A 20774-nucleotide genomic window follows, 5' to 3' on the forward strand; every position below is an offset into this window, starting at 1 on the left:
CCTCCTTGGTTGAAACCGAGTGTTAGTTATTTTTTTATTGTTGCTTGCTTACATTGAAATGAGAAATCAATTCCTGCAGTTCTTCAGACATATCATTGAGTCGAGTGGAGGAGTCTACCAGCGTAATCAGAGAAGCCTTCTGCTCGTCCACAGATACAGAGATCTTTTCACTGCTATCAGCTGTCTTGCTTACACTTGCAGACAAGTCATCCGCTGTTGCGGTCATCTCTTCTGTGCCCGCTGAGATTTCCTGGGTTGCACTTGAAACTTCCTGAATCTGATGGGATACCTTTTTCGCGGCTTCCAAGATCTCATCAAATAATCGACCGGTTTGATCCGCTACGGAGAGACCCGTATCTACTTCAGAAGTACCTTGTTCCATGGCTTGAACAGCTTGTTTAATACCAGCCTGGATCTCTTGAATCAATACGCCAACCTGACTGGTTGCCTGTTCAGACTGTTCAGCGAGCTTACGTACTTCGCCAGCAACTACTGCGAAACCTCTTCCTTCTTCCCCTACGCGAGCAGCCTCAATGGAAGCATTAAGGGCAAGCAGGTTGGTCTGACTGGATATGCCTGAGATGATGTTCAGGATATCGCCGATTTCCTGTGAACGGCTCTCTAGAACTTCGATTGCGGAAGCCGTATTTTTCACAGATTGCGTAATGAGGTTCATTTGCTCGGATACTTGACGAACTACAGTATTACCTTGTTGTGAACGACGCTCCATCTCATAGGCTTCGTCCGCGACACTTGCGGAACTACTTGCAATCGTTTGGATTACGGTAGCCATCTCGGACATTGCGCGTGCGCTATCACGGGTAGCCTGTTCTTGTGAACGGATGTTTGTACTAATGTGCACAACGTTACTGTTAATGGAGTCTGCATTTTCACTGTTGCGCTCAGAGACTTCGTAAAGTTCCTTCGCAGACTGGTTTACTTCCTGAGAGGTCATTTGCACTTTAACGATCGTGTCGTTGATACGGCGTACCATAACGTTGAATTTTTCGTTTACAAGTCCCAGATCGTCTTTTCCTGTCGGAATGTTGACATCCAAATTACCTCTGCTTACTTCATCGATTCCTTTGATCAGATGACGAATCGGAGAGAGGGTGTTTTTCACGACAAGATATTGAATAATGAGGAACAGAAGCAAGAACGCTACAAGAATAATAATGCCATTTAATAACAACGAATTCAGACCTTTTGGAACTGCACTGGCATCCGCATCCACAGCGAAGTAAGCAAAAATTTTGCCGTTGCTGTCTTTGATCGGATAAGCAATGGTTGTCCAGGTTCCGAAGTCATCGGAATAAAAGGTGGTGAACGTTGGACGATCGGTATTCAGCATCTCTTTCAAAGCATTGGCTACAACGACCGGTTGTTCGTACATATCGCCAATATTTACGTTGTCGCTCTGAAAAGCCTCTCTCAGGTTTGTTGGCATCGCAACAAGGGAAGTTAACCGTTTGTTGTCGCCGCCAAGTTCCACACCGAAGATATAGGCTTGTGCAATGTTAGGATAATATTTTTGCATTTCGTCAAAATAAGCTCTTAGTTTCGTCTGAGCAGTACCTTCGTAGCTACGCTCTGTGATTGCCGTTTGTACATCAGCCGCGTTAATATCTTGGGCCCACTTTTTCGTAATCTGTGCTACTTGTCCATGCAGTTGATCGACCAAAATCGTTCTTTGGAAGTAATAACTGCTTGCAATCAGTGCCACGCCAATAATGATAATGTTGGTAAATGAGAGCAATAGGTTTTTCGAGAAAAACGACATGTTTTTCCAACTCAATAATTTCACTAAACTCCACTCCTGATCTTCTGTAAATTAAGAATCTGTAAGATGCGCATTTGGAGCAAAAATTATTTCATTCTGTCATCTCCTTCTAAAAGGGAAAGTGCGACAATGGTCTTGGTTTTTAGCCACTATGCAAGACTTATGTACCTTTTGAAACAACTGTGTCTAATTATTAAAACACATCTATATCTATTATGTCGTGTATAATGTCGTTAAATTGAATAGTTTTGTTAAATCTTTTTTAATATTTTACGTACTTATGGACATATCTTTCTTTTTATAGGTAATTAGTACTGTTTATTTTTAAAAATTGCCATTTTTTAGTTTCATTCTGTATTCTATAACATAGCAAGGAAAATTACACCATTTATCATCAGGAAGTTCGTCTTAAACTGTACAGGAAGCTTGGATATACATCGGATGAGGTTTTATCTATAATAACTACATATGGTTTTATACAAATTAAAGAGCAGGCGGGGGTTAAATAATGAATCTGAAGCAGATTGCGGCGGAACATGCGGCAGCGTTCGTTGAAAATGGAATGAAGGTTGGTTTGGGTACAGGCTCAACCGCATATTATGCGATATGTCGAATTGGGGAGCGGGTTCGGGAAGGTCTGAACATTCAGGCAGTAGCTACCTCAGAGGCTTCAGACAAGCTAGCACGAGAATGGGGTATTCCGATTATTCCTTTTGACCAGATTGGACGACTAGATCTGACGATTGATGGGGCGGATGAAGTGGATCCGGATTTTAACCTGATCAAAGGCGGTGGCGGAGCTCTATTGCGTGAAAAAATAGTGGCAGCAAATAGCGATAAGCTGATCATTGTTGCTGACGGTAGCAAGGCTGTACAAAAACTGGGGAAATTCCCTTTACCGGTCGAGGTTGTACCCTTTGCATCGGAATGGACTTTTCAGGCGCTTGAGAACATGGGATGTCAGCCGGAGTGGCGGATGGATGGGCAAAAACAATACCTCACGGATAACGGAAATCTGATTGCAGACTGCCATCTGGGGGCCATTGCCGATGCTTCCGAACTTAACGTACAACTGAATATGTTACCAGGTGTCGTGGATAATGGACTATTTGTGAAGATGGCGGACGTTGTGATCATTGCCAAAGAAGACGGCAGTATCGACGAACTTCACCGTCCGTAACGAATTTGACGGAAAGTTGGTGTCATGATCTAGAATGAGAGAATTTCCCCTTAGAGATGATGAGCTTGTTCTTCGAATCGTGGAGCAAGATGACCTTACTGAACTATATGAGCTGATTTATAAGGATGACAATCCCGAATGGAAAAAGTGGGATGCACCTTATTATCCGCTGGAGCATGAGCCATACGAGCGTTTTGTGCAGCATACACTTGCACGGTTGGAAGCAGATCAAAAAGCAGGGCGGCCAGCATCCCTTCGAATCATTGAGGCAGACGGAGAAATCGTTGGAATGATCAGTTATTATATTGAAGATCCGTTATCGATGTGGCTTGAGATGGGAATTATCATCTACAAACCTTCTCGATGGGGGAGGGGGATCGGTACACGTTCACTTTATATGTGGTCAGGTCATTTATTTGAAAATCTGCCCATCGTGAGGGTTGGACTGACTACGTGGTCTGGTAATGAGCGAATGATGCAGGCTGCAACAAAGATCGGACTGCAAATCGAGGGGCGGATGCGGAAGTGCCGGCTCGTTCTTGGAGAGTATTATGATTCAATTCGGATGGGCATGCTCCGCGAGGAGTGGGAGCAGAAGCTATCCGGTGAAACGGACGGAAATGTATATAACTGATGGAGGATTATAGAAATGCTGAAAACGGAGGATAACCGGGAGTTGTCATTGCAATTGTTTGTGGTTCTTATTCGCGCATACAATTCAGTGACATCACGTTCCAATCGGGACATCCAAAGCCATGGACTCAATTCCACAGAATTCGGAGTACTTGACTTGTTATATCATAAAGGACCACAGGCTTTGCAAAAGATCGGTGAAAAAGTATTGATGTCTAGTGGCAATATTACGTATGTTGTTGACAAGTTACAAAACAAGAATTTGCTTTTTCGGCGTCCCTCCAAGGAGGATCGCCGGGTTATATATGCGGAATTGACGGAAGAAGGGAAACAGTTATTCACGCAAATATTTCCACAGCATCATCAAGTCATTATTGACATTCTGGAGGGGCTTGAACCATCCGAAAAAGTTGAGGCGATACGCCTACTGAAGAAACTAGGGCTTGCTGCAGAAGGCAAAACGGACCTGCGTATATAACGTGGATCCGTTTTTTTGTGTCTTCAACATACCTCGGATACTGGCTATATGGCTTGCGTATAGCTACATAATATAGGAAGATTGTTTTATATCATCGAAATGATATAGAACTCTTCATGTATACTAGATTAGTAGAGTTTCCTAAACGGAATGATATACATGATAAGATTTATGCGGCACAGGATGCAGGGCAAAGGAGGAATGCGTCGATGAGTCATCGGGAGGCCGGAGAACGTTTACTTCAAGATGCAGAAATCTTGGCTGAGAAAATAACCGAAATGCAGTATCGGTTGCAGCCCGACTTAATGGAACGTTTCGGTCCAATTGGAAAAATAAGAACCAAGCAGGACTCACAGTACAGTCTGAGCTATCTGGCAGAAAGTGTGCTTGTGAAAAGTCCCGGTTTGTTCACTCACTATATATCGTGGTTAAAAGTTCTGCTTGCCGGCTATCAGGTATCTGCGGAAGATCTGGAAATGAATCTTCAGTTGATTAAAGAGGCGTTAAATGAAGAAATCGAACAACCTCACCGTGAGTTTCTGTTGGAATATCTGGAGATGGGGATCGATGTAATGAAGCATATGGATACCCAGGCCAGCTTTATTCATGCATCCATGCCCTACGGGCTCGAAGCAAAGACGTATTTGCAACATTTGCTAGATAATAAACGCAAGGAAGCTTTCGAAATTGTAGAGTCAGAACTGAATGATGGGGCAACGATCCGCGATATGTATCGCTACATTTTTCAGCCTGTCCAATACGAGATCGGCCGGTTGTGGCAACGGGGACAGATTAGTGTTGGTCAGGAACACTTTTGCACAGCGGCAACACAATCATTTATTTCTCGTTTGTACTCCAGATGGCTGATTGGACCGAATAAGGGAAAAAAACTGGTTGCAGCCTGTGTGGGGAGTGAACAGCACGAGATTGGGTTACGCATGCTTACAGATGTATTCGAAATGGAAGGCTGGGATACGTATTATCTTGGAGCCAATGTTCCAAATGGAAGCATTGTGGAAGCAATCAAGCGACATGAGAGTGATGTAATAGCGATTTCGGTGACGATGACTTATCATCTTCATCTGGCTAAAGAGTTGATTGAGCGTATTCGTAACCATGCAGAAACGGCTCATGTCAAAGTGATGGTTGGCGGTTATCCGTTTAATATAGACAAAGAATTATGGCGAACAGTCGGTGCTGATGGTTATGCACCTGGAGCAGAAGAGGCTGTTGCTATCGCTGAACGTCTGCTTAATCATCCGGTGTCGCTTGACAATGTAAGTACGGCAAGTGAATAGGAAAGGGATGAAGGGATGCCGAATGACAATGAAGAGATACAAAGGCTTCGTAAAACGATTGAGCAATTATCCGACCAACTGATTCGAAGCAAGGAGCAAGAGGAACGCACTCTTTCAGCATTTTCTGATATGAATAATGAGCTTGTGACGCTTCAGAGGCAACTTTCCAAGAACAATGCGGGTCTTGAGTCAGCACGTCAGAAGGCTGTAGCATCTGACGAATCCAAAAGTGCCTTTATGGCGGTCATCAGCCACGACTTTCGGACACCGTTAAACGGAATATTGGGGATGACTGAGTTGTTAGCCTTATCGCCTTTATCCGAGGAGCAGAAGGAATCAGTAATTGTTATCCAGGAGGCAGCCAAGCTTTTGCTCAAATTAATTCAGGATCTTCTGGATTTTTCCAAGCTTGAAGCAGGTCAATTGCGTCTTGAACAAGGAGAGGTAAAGCTCCAAGAGATTATGGATTACATCTTGCGTCTGCTTAAGCCCCAGATCGATAAGAAAAGAAATCGCATGATCATGGATTGTGACTCAGAAGTCGCAGCCGTGCTTAAAGGAGATTCTACCCGAATTACACAAATACTGATTAACCTGATTCAGAACGCAAACAAATTCACTACCGATGGATCTGTTAAGGTGGAAGTTAAGCTTGTAAGGCAGCAGGCACGCACTCAGCTTGTACGCTTCGAGGTGCATGATACGGGAATTGGTATTTCAGAAGAAGATCAGATAAGTTTGTTCGAACCCTATATGCAGACAGAGCAGGGACGTTCGAAAGAGTATGAGGGTACAGGTCTTGGTTTATCGATCTGCAAGTCACTTGTTCAATTAATGAACGGAGAGATCGGAATCAGGAGTAAGGAAGGGGAAGGTTCTACTTTCTGGTTTGAGCTTGAACTTGGGCTACACATGGTGGAAAGCAAAAAGAGTGCCCAGTTAACGGTAGCTGATGAAACTTCGGATATTACAAATGATGCCAAAAACGATGTTGGTAGTGCAACGAAGAACAGCTCTAAGGATGCGCCTGAGCAAGATGCTCGCACCTTGCCCATTCTACTGGCTGATGATAATGTTATTAACCGTCAACTTGTTCAATTGCAACTCAAAAAGCTGGGTTTTACTGAACTCGAATGTGTATCCAGTGGGGAAGAGGCTGTAAATGCGTTTCGCGATAAAACATACAGTCTGATTTTGATGGATAGTATGATGCCCGTTATGGACGGGATTGAAGCAACACGCCAGATTCGTGCAATAGAGCAGAATGAGATGCGTCCATCGACGCCGATTATTGCAATGACTGGCAATGTAATGCAAAGTGAGAAGGACAGGTGTTATGCGGTTGGAATGAATGACTTTATCGGTAAGCCAGTTACCTTAGAGGTGCTCGACACAACCATACGGAAGTGGCACTCTGCATCGAAAGCTGCACAGATTCTGAATATGGACGTGGTCCGTGAGATTGCTGAATTAAATACGGATGGTAGCCAAACGTTGCTCAGTATGTTGCTGGACATGTACCGGGCGGAAACGCCAGGTAAAATTGAGGATTTGCGCAGACATGTTGTTTCAGCCGATCATAAGGCGGCGGCCGAGACTGCCCATGACTTGAAATCAGGAAGTCTAAGCCTCGGAATTAGTTATCTCTCAACGTTGTTCAGCCAGATTGAGAAATACGCAAAACAGGAACTAACCCATCAAGCAGAACCACTGCTTGATAAGCTACTTCCCGCGTACCAGGCCGCTTGCGGAGCGCTGCAGCAGGCTAATAAAAGTTGAAGCATGCTAGGTTATGACGGCATTATAATTGATTTAAATAAGGAGTCGCTTTAACTCATAGACTGAAATGGAGGATTTTTACATGATATTTTACGGGCTGGCGGCTCTCATCATCATCATAATAGCTCTGCTATGGGTTGGAGGACTATATTTCTTCAAGACAGCGATCCGTCGTACGCCTAAAACATTTTTGGCGGATAACCCCAATCTTAAGACGGAAGCGGACGATGAACTGATTAGCACGGTTGCTGATTTACAATGGCTTGATGCTCAGGATACCAAGACCGTTACCATCCAGTCTCAAGATGGATTGAGACTCTCCGGCATCTGGCTTTCATCAAAGAACAAGTCTGCAAGCACAGTTATTCTGGCTCATGGCTACTCGGGGAAAGGCAGAGAGATGGCGGGCTTCGCCCGATTTTACGCTGAAACCCTGGGTTATCACGTATTAATGCCGGATGATCGCGGACATGGTCAGAGTGAAGGTGAGATCATCGGATTTGGCTGGTTAGACCGAAAAGACTATGTGCAGTGGGTCGGCTGGGTATTGGAACACGTGGGGAAGCAATCAGACATTGTTCTGCATGGCATATCGATGGGCGGAGCTACTGTACTGATGACAGGTGGAGAAGAACTGCCGGATCAGGTCAGAGCCATCGTATCGGACTGTGCCTATACATCGGTTGAGGAAGAACTGACATTCCAATTGAAACAGTTGTACAAGCTACCGCCTTTTCCGTTCATTCCGGTGACCAGCTTGATTACAAGATGGAAAGCCGGATACTCATTTAAAGAAGCATCTGCACTGAAACAACTCGCCAAAGTTAACGTACCAGTCCTGTTCATCCATGGTGAGGCGGACACATTTGTGCCAACGGAAATGGTATATCGCTTGTACGAAGCCTGTAAGGCAGAGAAGGAACTGCTGACGATTCCTCGTGCAGGTCACGGAACGGCCTTTCAGGTTGATCGCGACAAATATAAAGCGGTGCTGGGAGCTTTTTTGCAGAAACATATGCCACTTTGAGATAACGGTTCACCTGATTTCCTAACTGTTGTTAAGCTCTTAGTTACAATTATCGATTGACTAGCCAGCGTAGAATCCACTTGGAGGGAGATAGATATGCCACGTTTTTCAAGAGAATGCTCCTATTGCCATCAACCTATGGGAGCAGATGAATTCAAATGTAAATCGTGCGGCAACATGGTAACGACGAAAACAGCCAAGCCAAATCAGCCATACATGATGGAGTATGAAGAATCTGTTCTGGATCGTTACTCAATGGTATTGCTCGTGATCATGACGATATTTTTTGCGCCCATTGCGATGACCGTTGGTGGAGTAATGTTGTTTAATGACTATGCTAGTAAACGGGATGCGGGGAAAATACTTGTCACGGCCAGTTTAATCATGATAGCAATCTATATGATTCTTTTCTTCGCTTTTAGGTGAACGTTACTGTAGAGGTCTAAATCCATTACAGGAGGTGCCAGAATGCGGGAAGAACAATTTGAGGCTGCCCGTCAAGCCGAAGCGGGATATCATTCTAACTTTTATAAAAACAATGAATTGTTTGAAGACGGAACATGGATGTCCAGACCCATGCCTATGGTGATGGAGATGTTGGAACGTTTGCTTGTTCATAAACAGGAATTACGTGTACTTGACCTGGGATGTGGTGTGGGCAGACATACGATTCCGATTGCACAACGTCTTGTAGATACAAACAGCGAGGTTATTGGCGTGGATCTGTTGGATGAAGCGGTAGACGGACTTCGCAAGTATGCGAAACAGTATGAGGTGGATCACATCGTTCAGGCCGAAAAAGCAGATGTTGAGCATTACCGGATTCAACCGAAAGCTTTCGACTTTATTGCGGCTTGTTCCTGTCTCGAACACACATCTAGCAAAGAGGCTTTTCTTGAAACAGTGGAACGATTAAAAGAGGAAACCCGGCTCGGAGGTATCCATTGTATTACGATGAGTACCAGTGTGGAAGAAAAAGAAATCCAGACAGGCCGTCAGATTGAGCCATTGATTGAATTGAACCTGCCGACATCCGAAGTCATTGCTTTACTGGAACAAGCCTACGAGGGCTGGAACATTCTGTTTCAGGAGCATGTAACCCAGACGATCCAAGAAGAGAAGTATGATGAACCGACAGAGTTTCGTTGCGAGTTGCTTCGGTTTGCTGTGCAGAAAGACTAAATACTTAATTGGAGGAAATTGTTTTGTTGAAAAATTTGAAGCCACGATTGCAGGAGCCGGAAGTCCAGGAGCTGCTCTCTTACGCTGTCTTTCCTGACCCGGATCAGGTTAATCAGGCGGTACAGCAGTATGTGACACAGAGTAATCTGTTTCTGACAGGATATGAGGATGAAGGACAGTTGGTCGGCCTAATTGGCTATGAACATACGGGAGCGAACGAAATTACCATTCGCCATATTGCGGTTCTGCCCGAGAACCGTTTCAAAAATTACGGGCGGGGTATGATTTCACAGCTTCTTGCAGAGTACAATCCAGATACTTTGATTGCGGAAACGGACCAGGAAGCGGTGGAGTTTTACCGAAACACGGGATTTGTCGTTTATAGTCTCGGTGAACTGTATCCAGGCGTGGAGAGATTCCGCTGTGTGCTTGAGAAAGAGGACGAAGAGCAGGAAGCTTAGCAAGGGATGTGCTTTAAAACGTTTTGCGTATAATATATATACGATTAAATCAGATAGGATATTTGGCTTGGCAAAAGTGCTGAGCCAGATGTCCTGTTTTTTTGTTTAAGGAGTAGGAAAAAAGTATTGCTTCACAACATAGTTTCATTATAGAATAGTTTTATTGATGAATAGTTCGTTATGTGAACTAGTTTTGAAAGGAGAAAAATATATGAACATCCCAGATGCCAAAAGTTTGGTGAATCGTTATCTGGATGCGTCTTTCCTGGTTAACAAGCGGTTTGATACCCAGATACGGGAAAAGGTAGGGCAAACGGTCACAACGGACCAGTTTTGTGCACTGCGCCTCATACATGAAAAACCTGCCTGCACCCCGTCGGATCTTGCGGAGCTCCTATGTGTAGGCAAGAGCAGCATTACGGCTCTGGTAACCAAGCTGGCTGATCGGAATCTGGTGCATCGTGCAGGGGATGAACGTGATCGTCGTGTTATCTATCTGACTCTGACCGAGGCTGGTCTTCAGATTTACAAGGAGACTGAGCTGGAGATTCAGAAGGTTCTTGAACCTTACTTGAAACATTTTACACCAGAAGCGGTCCAGAACTTTATTGAATCTTTTGAGAAGCTTGCAGCGTTACTAACACAAGAAGAAGGGCTGGAGAAGTAATGAGAGCAATTTTAAAAGGACGCTGGTGGATCATGGGGCTGTGGATTGTCGCCGCGGCTTTATTGATGTTTACCGCGCCAAACATGAGTGAGTTAATTCGGGAAAAAGGGCAATTCTCGGTTCCTGAGGGGTACTCTTCTACAAAAGCAGCTGCAATTCTGGATGAAGCTGCAGCTCAAAATGGAGAACAGAAAGGTACCTCGATCGCACTGGTATTTTATAATCCGGATGGTCTTGGTACAACAGGCAAACAAGAGGCGGAAAAGGCAGTTAAGTTACTCGAGGCCGATAAAGAAAAACTCGGCATCTTGTCTGTTCTGGACCCCTTCACACAGCCGGAACTGTCAGATAAGATGATCTCGAAGGATGGTACAACCATTCTGACTTCACTTTCGATTGAAATGGGTGACCGCACCGTAAAGGAAATGCGGAATGATCTGAATGGTGCGCTGAAATCAGTGAATGTGGAGCATTATATTACAGGTAAAGGTTTGATTGATGAAGATACGATTGAGAGTTCCCAAGAAGGACTCAAGAAATCGGAATACATTACGGTTGTCTTTATTTTACTTATTCTTTTTCTCGTATTCCGTTCATTCGTAGCTCCATTTGTACCGCTGTTGACGGTGGGTATCAGTTACATCGTATCCCAGCAGATTGTTGCTTTCCTGGTCGATGGGGTTAACTTCCCGCTCTCCACGTTCACACAGATCTTTATGGTTGCAGTCATGTTCGGAATCGGTACAGACTACTGCATTCTACTGATCAGCCGCTTCAAGGAAGAGCTAGCACACCATGAGAATACATGGGATGCCATTATTGCTACATATCGCACCGCAGGTAAAACGGTGTTTTTCTCAGCTCTAGCAGTGCTGGTTGGATTCGTGGCCATCGGTTTTGCACAGTTTTTGTTGTACCGTTCTGCGGTCGCGGTCGCTGTAGGGATTGCCGTGATGATGCTGGCACTCGTGACGATTGTGCCGTTCTTTATGGCTGTACTGGGCAGAAAGTTATTCTGGCCATCCAAAGGATCACTTGAACATGCCGAGAGCAAAATCTATGGGGCTGCGGGCAAATTCTCACTTAAACGTCCGTGGGCAGCTCTGCTGATTGTTGCCGCAGTTACGGTGCCTCTTTTGTTGACATATGATGGTAAATTATCATTCAACAGTCTGGATGAGATTGGTGACAAATACGATTCGGTCAAAGCTTTTAATATTATTTCAGATAGCTTCGGGCCAGGAGAATCCCTGCCAGGTCAGATCGTCATTCAAAATGACGAAACGATGGATAATGCCAAATATATGGCTGTGGCAGAGAAGATCAGCCGTGAAGTTGAGAAAGTTCCCGGGGTTGCTGGTGTTCGTAGTATGACACGTCCAACAGGCGATGAGATCAAAGATTTTGAAGTAACCAAACAGGTGGGTACACTATCGGATGGTCTGGGCGAGGGCAAGACAGGTCTGGATAAAATCAGCGATGGTCTTAGCAAAGCTAGTAATGAACTGAGCAAAAATGAACCACAGCTTAAAGAGGCAGCAAACGGAGCAGGTCAGCTAACCAAGGGAACAAGCCAGCTGCAATCCGGTATTACGCAGCTTAGCGACGGACTAAAGCGCATTGAAAAAGGGATTCGGGACGGATCGTCTGGTGCAGGGGATCTCAAAGCCGGACTTCAACAAGCCAAAACCAGTGCAGACCAGCTTGCCAAAGCGAATGATCAGTTGTTGCAAGCCTACCGTCAGGCAGGAGCAGGTGTTGCTGCACTGGGCGATGGAACGAAGGAACTGGAGCAGCAATTGACAGGTGTTTCAACAGCTTTGACGAGTCTTACAGCATCCTTCTCTGCTCTAGAGGAGCGATTCCCTGAATTGCAGCAAGATGCCGACTATCAACGCATCAAAGGCACGATTGGTCAAACCGGTTCAGGCACAGCGCAGCTTGCGCAAGGACTGTCCCAAATTCAGACGAATCTGAGTGCAGCGGCGGCTGGAATCAATCAAGCGAATGAAGGTTTTGCTTCCGCAGCGTCCGGACAGAAGGCTTTGGCCGATGGTCTGGGTCAGATTGTAACAGGTATTGGTCAACTGGAAACAGGATTGAAACAGGCTGCTGATGGTCAAGGTAAGGTGATCAAAGAAATCCCTTCTATCCAGAATGGTCTGGGTCAGCTTCAGGGAGGGCAAGAGAAGATCCAGAAGGGCTTCTCGGATCTCAGTGGTCAATTAACACAATTGACAGATGGCTTGAACCAAAGTGTGGATGGAATCAAGAAAGTATCAGGTGGCTTGGATTCTGCTCAGGATTATTTGACACAACTGCAAAATTCACCGGATTCGGATCTCGCAGGCTGGTACGTACCTGAAGAAGCCTTAAATAATAAGGACTTCAAAAAGGTATTCGATACGTATCTGTCCAAGGATCGCAAGACGATGACACTGGATGTTATTTTTGCAGAGAATCCGTATGGTACAGAAGCGATTGACCGTGTGCCGGATATCGAAGCGGCAGTGCATCGTGCAATTCAGGGCAGTGCGCTTGAAAAAGCCGATGTTGCCGTAGGCGGTGTAACCAGCACGTTTGCCGATTTGCAGTCGATCTCGAACAAAGACTACACACGTACCGTTATGCTGATGCTCGCAGGAACATTTATCATCTTGGTAATCCTGCTTCGTTCCGTCATCATGCCGATCTATCTCATTATTTCACTTCTGCTTGCGTACTTCACATCGATGGCACTTACGGAAGTGGTCTTTGTGAATATCATGGGTTATGCCGGAATCAGTTGGGTTACGCCATTCTTTGGATTCGTTATGCTGATTGCGCTTGGCGTTGATTACAGCATTTTCCTTATGGATCGATTTAACGAAAACAAAGGAATGAGAGTACAGGATGCAATGTTATACGCGATGAAAAACATGGGAACCGTCATCTTGTCCGCGGCGGTCATTCTAAGTGGAACTTTCGCGGCGATGTACCCGTCTGGGGTACTCTCGATGATGCAAATCGCTACCGTTGTGCTTAGTGGTCTAATTCTGTATTCTCTGTTATTCCTGCCATTCTTCGTACCTGTAATGGTGAAGATGTTCGGGCGGGCGAATTGGTGGCCGTTCCGTAACAAGGAACAGTCGGAATCTTCCGAATCGAATCATACCATTGGTATGTAATGATCCGGCATGTAATTATCGTTGATATTTAATATTTGAAAATGGAAGGAAGGCTCTGCCGCATCATGCGGCGGGGCTTTCTTTTTTTATAATACTCATCATGGACACAAAGATTGGTGTTTGCCTAAGGACACTATCCCGCGCTTTGCCGAATCGATCTTCATAGGATATAGGGAGTTCATGAATGATCAGGGAGATCAGTAGAGAGAGGGGCGGCGGGATGGTATATCGTTATGTAGCTATTGGGGATTCCTTGACGGTAGGTACGGGAGCATTGCTCGGAACCGGATTTGTTCCAATCTATCGCCGTATGGCGGAAATGAACCTACGTACATTTGTCTCTATGGACAATTTGGGTGTGAACGGACTAACATCGGAAGAACTTCAGCAGATGATTAACGGACATCCTCGGGTGCGTCAAGCGATACGTGAAGCGGATATGATTACGGTATCCATTGGTGGCAACGATCTGATCCGTACATTTAAAGCTAGCGGAGGTATTCCCAATGCCGGGAAAATGACACAAGTGCTCGGTGAAACACGTCATCATGTATCTCAGGTTATGCGACAAATTCGGCAGTTAAAAGGGGATCAGAAGTACTTTGTCCGTTCTATCGGATTGTACAACCCGTATCCACAATCAACCGAAGCTGCATACTGGGTGCGACAGTACAATTCTTATCTGAATGGTGCAGGTTCAGGTAACTATGCATGTGCTCAGGTGTACGACAAGTTTGAAGGACGTGAGCGCGAGTTGCTGTTCTGGGACAGAGTCCATCCTAACGCAAGGGGGTATCGGATCATCGCGGAACAGTTGAATCGAACGGGATATGTCCCTTTTGCTTGAAGACAGAGGAAGACTAGACCCGCCTTACAACTTCCGATATGATGAAAGAGTTCATTCAAATTATTGTAACAGAGGAGTTCAAATCGGTGTCTAACAAACAGCAAAATTCTCTTCTTCCAACGGAAAAGCAATTAATCTCGGAGGTGTTAGCCTTATACGGCATCAAATCGGAGTGGCAAGGTGAGCGCAGCAATGGAGGTATGAATAACTCTACTTTTGTGCTTTACACCCGTGATGCAGACTATGTTATGAGACAATACGAAACACATAATGATCAAGCGAAAATAGCATTTGAACATGCCGTGCTTACTGCACTTTCCAATACAGATTTTAAACTTCATTCGCCAACACCAGTCATCTCATTATCTAGTAGCAGCGTCGAGGACACGGATCGAGAATGGAAGGGAATGAACCATCCCAGTCAGGAGAATAGGCAGAGTTACCACATTGTACAAGATCATATCACGGGAATGTTTAAAATCGTGACTCTGTTTCATTTTCTGAAAGGCGTCAATCCGGTATGGGATTCCCCTGATCAATTGCTCCCTTTGGGTCGTGCGGCAGGACATCTCTCAACAGCGCTTGCCAAGCTTAAATTGGAACTTGAACCGGTATATCCGCCATATTACCGGATCGAAGAGGCTTATCCGCTGTGTTCGCCAGAACGTTTACTGGAAATGTGCGTTTCGCCGCCAGAAACGCTGGGGGCTTGTGCCAAGGAGCTAAGACAGTTGCAGGATGAACTGCCAGGTTTGTTCACAGCATTGCGTGGGATGGAGCAGCTTCCGCATCAAATCGTGCATGGTGATGTGAACGCATCCAATGTGTTGGTAGATATGGAAGGCAACATGAGTGCGATTCTTGATTTTGAGTTTGCTACCTGGGATCTACGGGTCATGGAGCTGGCGGTTCCGATGTCTGACATGCTGACCATGGACAAGAGCGAAGAATGGATGTGGCAGGCGCAGGCTAATCTGGTAAGGGGGTTTCAAGAAGAGGTTGAACTCACCGATGACGAACTGGAAGCAATTCCGAAGCTGATTTTGCTTCGAAGTCTGGACGTGGTGATGCATTTTATTAGCCGGATGCTGGAAGGAACGGATAAACCGGAGGTGGCTGCAGGACAAATTGTGAAACTCAAACAGCGAATGGACTGGATGGGGCGGAACGAGGATCAGTTAAGGCGATTGTTAACGAAATAACAGGTGTGAAAAAATAAGTGTGCTGGTTCTGCTATGGATACAGAGTAGAACCAGCACACTTTTCTTCTTTTATAGGATGCTTGCTGATATACGAGGGTGGTTCAATCTACAAAGCACGTTTGCGGAACCAACTGCGGACAGCCCAGCGCCGTTCCTGACGTTTTTTATATTTGGGCAAGGAACGATACACATTCAGGGATTGATCATATGCTTGTTTGGCATCTTCATTACGCCCTAGCGAACGGTATACCGAGCCAAGCAGATAAAAGGCTTCACTGGAGGAAGAATGGATTTCCTGAAACTGCTGCACATAATGAAGTGCTTTGTCACGATCCGAATCTTTGAAGGCTGTAGCCAGATTCAGATAGGGCTGTCCGTATTTGACTTTGGGGTTAATCTCAAGTGCATGCAAGATATGGCGCTCGCCTTCAGAGACCTTGCCAAGATACAGTTCAGTTGTACCCAAAGCTTCCCAGTACTCAGCAGACTGTTCGTAAGGGCGTTCCAGTTCAAGCAAAAAGGCATGTGCCTCACTGTATCGTTTGCGTTCAATGAGCAATCGGGCCAGTTCCAGCTTGGAGGATACTTCGTTAGGGCTCAGTGCTAGCTGTTGTTTCAATCTGGAAATGTTACGCAACCGTTTAAGGGGTTTGGTGAAGCTTGGAAATACGCCGACAAAACGACGATCCAGGAAATACAGGATGACAAGCAGAATCAGAACAGCGATGAACGGATTGCCAACGATCTGCCAGAGCAGGCCAAAAATAAGAAATTTAATAATCACAGGTTCAACTCCAGTAACAATATAATCGTGTTGCGCAAACCTTGAATATCATACCATATCCTCTCTTGGAATAATATGTGTGTGCATATCTCCGTTTCACATCCTAGCGATGTTGTACCATCGTTCTGCGATATGCAGCCGGTGTCGTGCCCGTCAGTTTCTTGAACTGTCTGTAAAAATGAGGCAAGCTATCAAATCCGCAAGCGTCTGCGACAGCAGCCATTGTTTCATCCCCATTCAGAAGATGCTCCTTGGCCATAATAACTCTGCGAGCGAGTACATAATCCGTTAGCGTCATTCCGGTGTAACGCTTGAATGCCCGGCTAAGATGGGCAGGAGACACGGCAGCTTGTTGTGCAAGTTCAGGTAAAGTTAATCGATTGCGCAGTTTAAGATCAATGCCAGACAGAATGGAGGACAGCCATGACGGAGCAGGTAGTGATGTTGTAGCGTGAGCAGGGCCATTAGCTGAATCCAGACGTTCAAGGAAAATAAGCAAGAGCTGCAGTCGAATCAGTGCGGCGTGAGAACTCAGATGATGATCGGAACGGAACTCGGCATGAATATCATCAATGAAGGCAGACACTTGTTCCTGCTCGGTATGGTTCAGATGTCTTTTGTATATTCGCCGTTTGCGGCAGCGTTCAAATGGGTGTAGCAAGGAGGAGGACATGCCTCCGGCCGTTGAAGCCAGTAACCCCGGACTGAAGAACAGTGCAGATGAGGTAACCGGATTACCTGCATCAGGCAACGCACGGTGCACGGTACTGCCCGGAATAAGAAATAAATCTCCCTCCTGCATATCTTCGAGACCCGTATCGATAAAAATACTTCCCTGTCCCCTATAGACATAGATAATTTCATGCCAGTCGTGCAGATGATCCGGTAATTCATTTTGCGGAGATTTCGTATCACTATAGACAAGGCGGAACGGTATGCCCGATTCGGTCTGAATGGTGGTGCGAACTGGTGAATGTTCCATTGGGACTCCTTTGGAGACAAATGTCTCAAATAAGATGTCAATTCTGATCAAAAAACAGTATATTTAACGCAATATAAGCAATTTAATTTCCTTTTATTGATGATACAATGAATTTAAAGCGTTTACAATAAAAGGATGCCAGCATTTGCTGTTCGCATTCTGAGTTCGCAAATAATCGGTGAGGTGAGTGTCCATGTCTGCAAGCACAAAGCGGCCAAGATTGAAGATGCATCTGCTCGGCAATGATAGTCAGCGCAAATGCAAAGAAATGATTGAACGTCCCGTCAAAGTTTTGCAGATCGGGGAAGGTAATTTTTTACGGGGATTCGCAGACTGGATGCTTCATGAGAGTGCTCGGCAAGGCAAGTTTCACGGCTCTGTAGCCGTGACACAACCTCGGCCCGGGGGCAAGGCCAAGCTGGAGCAGATTCGCGATCAGGATGGACTGTATACAATGATTACCCGTGGTCTCTCTGAGGGGAAACGTGTGGAACGTACGGAAATGGTTTCTGTCTTCTCCCAATTTATTAATCCATACGAGGAGTGGCAGACGTTTCTGGAACTTGCGGAGTTGCCTTCGCTTGAATTTGTAATCTCGAATACGACAGAATCCGGCTTGAAATATATTCAATCAGACTATATCCCAGGAGAGCCCGTTCAATCTTTTCCTGGTAAATTGACGGTTTTCTTGCATCAAAGATATGTACGTTTTGCTGGAGATCCATCGAGAGGACTCATTCACCTGCCATGTGAATTGCTGGAGGGGAATGGTGATGTTCTGCGAGAATGCGTGCTCCGTCATAGTGAAGATTTCGGATTCTCGGACAGCTTCCGCTCTTGGATCGAGCATCATAATCTATTCCTGAACAATCTGGTAGATCGTATTGTGACGGGTGCGCCAACTCAGGAAGAGGCAGATGCACTCACGGAACGCTGGGGTTATGAGGATCAACTGATTAATACGGCAGAGCCTTATCATTTCTGGGCGATTCAAGGCGAGGAGTCGCTGGACAAGCGCCTTCCGTTGAAACAAGCAGGGCTCAATGTGCACTGGGTTAAAGATTTGAAGCCATATCAGCTTCGGAAAGTGCGCATCCTGAACGGCTCACACACCCTGATGTCTTCTCTGGGCTTGCTTCGCGGTAAACAACATGTAAGAGAAACCATGGAAGATTCGCAGTTTAGTTCCTGGATTAGGCAAGCGGTGCTTGAAGAGATTGTGCCTGCCATGGATATGCCTGAGCTGGGATTGGAGCAATATGCGGAAGAAGTCTTTGAACGTTTCTTAAATCCATATATTGATCACAAGTTGCAGGACATTGCACTGAATACGGCCGGTAAATTCAAAGTACGTGTACTGCCAACCCTGCTCGCCTATGAACAGAGTCAAGGAAGCTGGCCTGAGCGGCTAATACAAGGTTTTGCCGGATTTCTCTATTTATATCGCCCATTGCAGACGCAGGAGGGTTACAAAGCGCAGCTTTTGAGCGGAGAAACGATTCCACTAAGAGATGACCCTGATGTACTGGCAGTTTTGGCTACTCATTGGGAAGGTTACGATCACTTGACCAGTGGAACGGCTGAACTGGAGAAAAGAGTTGCTGCGGTTCTCTCCAATGAGGTGATCTGGGGAGAGAATCTGGATGAAAAAGAAGGATTGCGGGAAGCACTCGTACATGAAATCAGTAAACTGGAAGGTGAAGGAAAATGAGTACAACAAGCACAGTCAACGACTGGATTGCGATCCAGCCTCAGGACGATGTCATCATAGCACTTCGCGATTATGTGAAGGGAGAGCGTATCGATCTGCCGGATGGTCACTCGTTCACATTGCTAGATGATGTACCTAAAGGGCACAAAATCGCTGTGCATGATCTTGCACAGGGAGCAGATGTGATGAAATATGGTTTTTCCATCGGGATCGCCCAGGAAGCAATTGCACAGGGGAGCTGGATACACAGCCATAACTTGAAGACAGGTCTGCATGGTTTGCTTGAATATGAATATCAGCCAGGACAACCGATGACGATAGACATGCCTCCTGAACATTTACGAACGTTCGATGGTTATTTGCGTCCGAACGGGGAAGCGGGAATTCGTAACGAAATCTGGATCGTCAATACAGTTGGATGCATTAACAAAGTGTGTGAAGCTCTTGCACGGATGGGGCAGTCCCAATTCGGTAGTCGGGTGGATGGTGTGTTTCATTTTCCGCATCCTTTCGGCTGTTCACAACTGGGGGACGACCTGAAATATACTCAACAGTTGCTGGCCTCACTGGTCGAGCATCCAAACGCTGGTGGTGTACTGGTCATTGGTTTAGGTTGTGAGAATAACCAGGTGGATCAGTTCCGTGAGTGCATCGCACCGGAGTATCGGGAGAAGGTACGTTTCCTCAAAGCGCAAGAGACCGACGATGAGTTGGAAGAAGGATTGCGTTTAATGGAAGAGCTGGTTGAGATTGCTGAGCAAGAGAAACGTCAGCCTCTGCCACTGAGCAAACTGAAAATTGGATTGAAATGCGGAGGCTCGGATGGCTTATCCGGCATTACAGCGAATCCGCTCGTAGGCGCTGTCGCGGATCTGCTCGTTGCTGCGGGTGGAACAGCTATTCTGACTGAGGTTCCGGAGATGTTTGGAGCGGAAACCATTCTGATGAACCGTGCGGCAGATGAACATGTCTTCAACGATTTGGTAGACCTTGTGAATGGTTTCAAGCAATATTTCGTGAATCATGGTCAAAATATCTACGAAAATCCTTCGCCGGGTAACAAAGCAGGCGGAATTACAACACTCGAAGAAAAATCACTCGGATGTACGCAAAAGGGAGGACGCTCCTCGGTTGTCGATGTGCTCCGTTACGGTAAACGGGTGACCAAAACGGGTCTAAACATTGTAGAGGCACCCGGCAATGACCTCGTTTCCGTGACAGCTTTATCTGCGGCAGGAGCACATATCGTGCTGTTTACGACAGGACGCGGCACACCGTTTGGCGGTCCGGTACCTACGGTCAAAATTGCAACGCAATCGGACCTGGCGAACCGTAAAAAGCACTGGATTGATTTTAATGCTGGTCAGCTGCTTGAAGGACAGACGTTGGAACAAGTCAAAGAACAATTATTCAGTCAGATTATTGATATTGCTTCAGGACGTGCGCAGACTCTTAGCGAACAGCATGGTTTCCGGGAGATCGCGATCTTCAAAGACGGAGTTATTCTCTAACCTCATCTACGTGTTGCAAAATAAAACAAGACAACAATCCGGCGAGTTGTAATAAACTGCCGGATTGTTTTTTATTTCGTTTCCA

General features: G+C 45.8%; 18 protein-coding genes. 15 read left to right on the plus strand and 3 right to left on the minus strand.

What is annotated here, in order from left to right; translation table 11 throughout:
• Nucleotides 1-34: 34 nt before the first annotated feature.
• Nucleotides 35-1780 (minus strand): methyl-accepting chemotaxis protein, encoded by a 1746-nt coding sequence (locus M3629_RS03350; RefSeq protein ID WP_251504521.1) that lies wholly within the window; start codon nt 1778-1780, stop codon nt 35-37.
• 508 nt (nt 1781-2288) lie between these two features.
• Between M3629_RS03350 and rpiA the strand changes: the two genes are divergently transcribed.
• From rpiA to M3629_RS03415, 13 genes are all read left to right on the plus strand, one after another.
• Nucleotides 2289-2960, plus strand: a complete 672-nt coding sequence (gene rpiA / locus M3629_RS03355) for a ribose-5-phosphate isomerase RpiA (protein ID WP_251502877.1) — start codon at nt 2289-2291, stop codon at nt 2958-2960.
• Nucleotides 2961-2994: 34 nt separating this feature from the next.
• Complete coding sequence (locus M3629_RS03360; RefSeq protein WP_090923940.1) at nt 2995-3594, plus strand: GNAT family N-acetyltransferase; 600 nt, start codon at nt 2995-2997, stop codon at nt 3592-3594.
• A gap of 15 nt (nt 3595-3609) precedes the next feature.
• Nucleotides 3610-4071: a MarR family winged helix-turn-helix transcriptional regulator gene (locus M3629_RS03365; RefSeq protein ID WP_123064387.1), complete on the plus strand. Its 462-nt coding sequence runs from the start codon at nt 3610-3612 to the stop codon at nt 4069-4071.
• A 209-nt stretch (nt 4072-4280) separates the two neighbouring features.
• Nucleotides 4281-5369, plus strand: coding sequence for a cobalamin B12-binding domain-containing protein (locus tag M3629_RS03370; RefSeq protein WP_154983924.1), 1089 nt, complete (start codon nt 4281-4283; stop codon nt 5367-5369).
• Between the two features lie 15 nt (nt 5370-5384).
• Complete coding sequence (locus M3629_RS03375) at nt 5385-7148, plus strand: ATP-binding protein (RefSeq protein ID WP_251502878.1); 1764 nt, start codon at nt 5385-5387, stop codon at nt 7146-7148.
• Between the two features lie 82 nt (nt 7149-7230).
• On the plus strand, nt 7231-8175 hold the full coding sequence (locus tag M3629_RS03380; RefSeq protein WP_251502879.1) for an alpha/beta hydrolase: 945 nt from the start codon (nt 7231-7233) through the stop codon (nt 8173-8175).
• Nucleotides 8176-8271: 96 nt separating this feature from the next.
• Nucleotides 8272-8601: a hypothetical protein gene (locus M3629_RS03385; protein ID WP_251502880.1), complete on the plus strand. Its 330-nt coding sequence runs from the start codon at nt 8272-8274 to the stop codon at nt 8599-8601.
• A 42-nt stretch (nt 8602-8643) separates the two neighbouring features.
• Entirely contained in the window at nt 8644-9357 is a 714-nt protein-coding gene (locus M3629_RS03390) for a class I SAM-dependent methyltransferase (RefSeq protein ID WP_251502881.1), read from the plus strand.
• 23 nt (nt 9358-9380) lie between these two features.
• Nucleotides 9381-9818, plus strand: coding sequence for a GNAT family N-acetyltransferase (locus M3629_RS03395; RefSeq protein ID WP_251502882.1), 438 nt, complete (start codon nt 9381-9383; stop codon nt 9816-9818).
• 211 nt (nt 9819-10029) lie between these two features.
• Nucleotides 10030-10485: a MarR family winged helix-turn-helix transcriptional regulator gene (locus M3629_RS03400; protein ID WP_154886426.1), complete on the plus strand. Its 456-nt coding sequence runs from the start codon at nt 10030-10032 to the stop codon at nt 10483-10485.
• Nucleotides 10485-13652, plus strand: a complete 3168-nt coding sequence (locus M3629_RS03405; RefSeq protein WP_251502883.1) for an MMPL family transporter — start codon at nt 10485-10487, stop codon at nt 13650-13652. Before M3629_RS03400 ends, M3629_RS03405 begins: the two co-directional genes overlap by 1 nt.
• Nucleotides 13653-13836: 184 nt before the next feature.
• Nucleotides 13837-14499: a GDSL-type esterase/lipase family protein gene (locus M3629_RS03410; RefSeq protein ID WP_251502884.1), complete on the plus strand. Its 663-nt coding sequence runs from the start codon at nt 13837-13839 to the stop codon at nt 14497-14499.
• A gap of 86 nt (nt 14500-14585) precedes the next feature.
• The gene (locus M3629_RS03415) at nt 14586-15701 is read left to right on the plus strand and encodes a phosphotransferase (RefSeq protein ID WP_251502885.1); all 1116 of its coding nucleotides are present in this window, start codon (nt 14586-14588) and stop codon (nt 15699-15701) included.
• A gap of 106 nt (nt 15702-15807) precedes the next feature.
• Here the strand turns inward: M3629_RS03415 and M3629_RS03420 are convergent, their stop codons facing one another.
• Complete coding sequence (locus tag M3629_RS03420) at nt 15808-16485, minus strand: tetratricopeptide repeat protein (RefSeq protein ID WP_251502886.1); 678 nt, start codon at nt 16483-16485, stop codon at nt 15808-15810.
• A 103-nt stretch (nt 16486-16588) separates the two neighbouring features.
• Nucleotides 16589-17467 (minus strand): AraC family transcriptional regulator, encoded by an 879-nt coding sequence (locus M3629_RS03425; protein ID WP_251502887.1) that lies wholly within the window; start codon nt 17465-17467, stop codon nt 16589-16591.
• A gap of 193 nt (nt 17468-17660) precedes the next feature.
• On the opposite strand from M3629_RS03425, the gene M3629_RS03430 reads away from it, so the two are divergent.
• On the plus strand, nt 17661-19178 hold the full coding sequence (locus M3629_RS03430; protein ID WP_251502888.1) for a tagaturonate reductase: 1518 nt from the start codon (nt 17661-17663) through the stop codon (nt 19176-19178).
• The gene (locus tag M3629_RS03435) at nt 19175-20689 is read left to right on the plus strand and encodes a UxaA family hydrolase (RefSeq protein ID WP_251502889.1); all 1515 of its coding nucleotides are present in this window, start codon (nt 19175-19177) and stop codon (nt 20687-20689) included. Before M3629_RS03430 ends, M3629_RS03435 begins: the two co-directional genes overlap by 4 nt.
• Nucleotides 20690-20774: the final 85 nt, after the last annotated feature.

It is taken from the genome of Paenibacillus polysaccharolyticus (genome assembly GCF_023714295.1).
Classification (GTDB): domain Bacteria; phylum Bacillota; class Bacilli; order Paenibacillales; family Paenibacillaceae; genus Paenibacillus; species Paenibacillus polysaccharolyticus_A.